Origin of the sequence: Streptosporangium jomthongense, from assembly GCF_042650425.1 — a bacterium.
In the GTDB taxonomy this organism is placed as follows: Bacteria; Actinomycetota; Actinomycetes; order Streptosporangiales; family Streptosporangiaceae; genus Streptosporangium.
The window spans coordinates 1-3,546 of record NZ_JBHSBC010000017.1 but is presented as its reverse complement, the minus strand read 5'-3'; the positions used below and the strand labels follow the sequence as shown (position 1 = coordinate 3,546).

Annotated in this window: 6 protein-coding genes; all 6 read left to right on the top strand. The window is 61.8% G+C overall.

What is annotated here, in order from left to right; all coding sequences use genetic code 11:
* Positions 1-209 (top strand): hypothetical protein (locus tag ACFOYY_RS17665; protein ID WP_386190340.1); only part of this gene is annotated, 209 nt, incomplete at its 5' end.
* A 125-nt stretch (positions 210-334) separates the two neighbouring features.
* On the top strand, positions 335-928 hold the full coding sequence (locus tag ACFOYY_RS17660; RefSeq protein WP_386190339.1) for a DUF2975 domain-containing protein: 594 nt from the start codon (positions 335-337) through the stop codon (positions 926-928).
* Positions 928-1,161 carry a helix-turn-helix domain-containing protein gene (locus ACFOYY_RS17655; protein WP_352014496.1) on the top strand — a complete coding sequence of 78 codons (234 nt, stop codon included), beginning with the start codon at positions 928-930 and terminating at the stop codon, positions 1,159-1,161. Before ACFOYY_RS17660 ends, ACFOYY_RS17655 begins: the two co-directional genes overlap by 1 nt.
* 863 nt (positions 1,162-2,024) lie before the next feature.
* Positions 2,025-2,570: a hypothetical protein gene (locus tag ACFOYY_RS17650; protein ID WP_386190338.1), complete on the top strand. Its 546-nt coding sequence runs from the start codon at positions 2,025-2,027 to the stop codon at positions 2,568-2,570.
* A gap of 508 nt (positions 2,571-3,078) precedes the next feature.
* Entirely contained in the window at positions 3,079-3,360 is a 282-nt protein-coding gene (locus ACFOYY_RS17645; protein WP_352014494.1) for a hypothetical protein, read from the top strand.
* Positions 3,357-3,546 (top strand): hypothetical protein (locus ACFOYY_RS17640; protein WP_386190337.1); only part of this gene is annotated, 190 nt, incomplete at its 3' end. The genes ACFOYY_RS17645 and ACFOYY_RS17640, both read left to right, overlap by 4 nt.

Sequence of the window (3,546 nt, the reverse complement as noted above, 5' to 3'; positions counted from 1 at the left end):
CGGCCCAGATCGAGGCGGCCAAGGAGATGGCCAGGTCGAAGGGTGGCGCGGTCACCGACGTCTCCCGGCTGACGACGGGCCAGTTCTACCTGGCGGCCGAGGGAACCGCCTTCGCCAAAACCCTGGTCCCTCTCTGCCTGTCCCACCACCCCAAGGCCCCCCTGACCGCCGAAGAGGTGATAACCAGGGCCAACCCCACCCAGCCCTGAACACCCTCGGCGACCACACGAGGTGGCCTCGGGACGGCCGGTTGACTTATCGTTTTTCGATAACTTATCGTCCTGGTTATCGAAAAACGATAAGTGGGGGCGAGATGTCCGAGAGGAAACCTTCGTTGGAGCCCTTGGCCAGCGCGGCGCCGCTTGGGCTGTTGTGGTTCGTCGTCGTCACGGTGGTGGGCTTGGGGCTTCTCGCCTCCGGGAGAGGCAGTCTCTTCGGGCTGGACGGCGAGACCGCGTGCGCCGTCGATCTGGGCCTGCAGGCGGGAGAGGTTCTCGTCGACCGCGCCACTTCGGGTGTGTCGACGATGGCGACGGGAACGCGGTTCTGCACGGGCGACCCCAGCGGGGCGCAGATGATCTGGCAGGCGCTCACCACGTTCCCCGGCTTCGTGCTCGCCGTCGGCGCGCTCGTCATGGTGTGGCGTATGGTCCGCGTCGCGGACAGGCGGGGCGTCTACACACTCGATGTGGCGCGAGGGCTTCGTTCCCTGGGGTGGTGGCTGCTGGTCGGTGCCGTCCTGGCTCCCACCGTTCAGGACCTCGCCAACGCTCAGTTGCTCGGCACGCTCAGCGTCGGCTACTCCTACACGTTCCGGCTGCCTGACATCTCACCGGCGGTCGTTCTCACCGGGCTGGGTCTCATCACGCTCACCCGCGTCATGAGGAACGCCGTCCGGATGCGTGAGGACCTCGAAGGCCTGGTCTGATGTCACCCGCCGACATGGAAGAACACGGCATAGCCGTACACCTCGACCGCCTTCTCGCGGAGCGGGGGATGACCCTCACGGAGCTGTCGGAACGCGTCGGCGTGACCATCGTGAACCTGTCCATCCTCAAGAACGGCCGCGCCAGGGCGATCAGGTTCAGCACACTGACCAAGATCTGCGAGACGCTGGACTGTCAACCGGGAGATCTTCTCTCCTGGCGTGGAAAAGACTGAAGGCCAGGACTCGCCAACGACTCGAAGCGCTCCCTCCTCCCGCCGTTGAACGCCTCCGGTGGGCCGAATTTGGATGACCCCAGTTCTTTGAAGGTGAGGAAAATCCGGATGTCGTAGGTTCGGCGGTGGGGAGGGGCCGTCGTACTACGGCTACAACGCCCACACCGACGTCGAGAGCCTGACCTCGGAGACCGGCGACACCCGTGCCACCTACGGCTACACCGCCTACGGCAAGAACGACGACAAACTCTTCACCGGCGTTGACAGACCCGACCCGGCCGACCCCGGCAAGGACGAGTACAACCCCTACCGGTTCAACGCCAACTCCACCGGGGCCTACGAATTCGACGGCCACTTCAACGTGGCCTCCTCAGACGCCGGCGGCATCGCCCCGAAGAAGACCTCAAGTCCCACTCCGCCGCCTGCGGTGTCGCCGCCGAAGTCCGTGGGAAAGCAGGCCTTCACGACGAAGGCGACTCCCAGCCCCAAACCCGGTGAGGACATCAACGCCTACTTCCAGCAGTGTCAGAAGATCATGCACGAGAAGTGCAACTGGGGCAAGTCTGAAATAGCCGCGCTCTACGATCTTTTCGCTGCGGACTATGTTGACTGCGCCAAAGGCGACGGGAGCAGTTGCGTCTGGGCCGCCGTGGGCATCTTCGCCGGTCCTCTCGGTAGAGATGCGGAAGCGGCCGTAGGCGTCCTTCGGGTGTGCGCTCGGCAGGGGAGGCTGATATCGCAGGTTCTTCGGGAAGTGGATACTTCGGCCTGGGCATCAACAATCAAAGCGGCCAATCCCAGCCTTCACGGGGAAGCCTTCAGGCCGGGACCGGCGCATTATCCGCAGCGGGGATTAACTTCTAATGGGTGAGTTTGCAGCCCTCTTGGATCTCAATCTGCGACAGCTTTCAGCTGTGCTGTCGACAGGAAGACTATCTTTGGAAGAATTGGAACAAAACCAGTGCATAGGCCTCATCGAGTTGCTGACGATGCGGCTTATCGATGAATGCGAGGAATTATCCGCGGAGGACTGGGTGGTCTGTTCCGCAGCTATAGACTACGTGTTCTGTGTGGCAGAGAAAAGGAAGTCGATCGACCATGAGGAAGGGGCCATACGCCGGTTAAACATCTCCGCAGCCCTACTGAGACGTGTTGCTCCACGTTCTGAGGTCGATCTCCTTGCCCCAGGCCATGTTGTCGATCTTCTTCTTCGCGAGCTTCCGATGTCAGTGGACGAAGCTCGTGACATGGCAGCTCGATGGCAAAGTCTGGAGATCGACCAAATTCGCCGATTGAGGCTGATGAAGAATCTTCTCTCGCCCGTTTTCGGTATCAGCGATGTTATTCCGCGTCATATTTACGACTCGGGACTCAAGGCATGGATGGGTATCTTTTCGTCTTTGCCTTAGATGAAGGAAGGTCGCCTGACTTCCTGCCCGCGCCGGACAGTGTTGTCTGGCGCGGGTACCGCCGTGGATCGGCGGAAGTTGAGCCGACAGTTAGAGAGGAGATACGGAACGCGTTCAAGGCCATCATCATGACGCGGGGCGCCGTACCCGGGCGGAGTGACCCTTTCTTCCCTCCGTCTAACCGACGGTTGCCGACGAGTGCAGGCCCAACGACGTGGACGAGGCATGGATACCCGTGATCACCCTGGACGGCCCAGAAATACTGACATGACCGAACTCGGACTGACGGTTTCGACAGCTCGTATAGGCGTTCTTCTGTCAGGAGGGAAGGTGGAAGGCCGTGGAACGACCTTTGCGTGAATCCGGTGAGACAGCGCAAGAGCCGTCACCCCGCTGTCAGCATGGCCTGCCACTGTTACTCGAACGAAGGTTTCGTCCGTGGCGGTACGGCGTTGGCCATTCCGAGTTGTGTCTCCGGAGTGTGGACAAAGCCCCCACCTGTGACTTCGTGGAAGTCTTCTTCCGCGGGGTGCTCGGGGTGAAGCTCAAGTCGGTGTATAGGTCCCTGACGCTCGCCGAGGCCGACCGACGGTCGGCGGACGAGATGCTGAGGTTTGCCGGGGTGTCGGATGTGTGGGCATCGAGGGTGCACTGTCTGACGTTGGGACCGGACGGCGAAGGCGGTTTCGTCGTGTGTCTCGGCTTCAGCGTCTGGTCGCATCCGGAGGGTGCGGGACACGACCTGTCCGGAATACCAAGAACCGGCTCCAATCTGATCATCGGAGGATGATGAAAAGCCTCCAGGAAGGACGCTCATGGCGGATCATGAGCCTTCTGGGGCGGATTGGTGAAGTGGAGTGGGCGCGGGCCTCGGTGATCAGCTTCGTCGGCCTGCCGTCGGACGAACAGCGGCAGAGCTTCGTGAACCAGCTGCAGATGGCGCTGTTCGCCTGGATCAGGAGGAATCCGGCCGGTG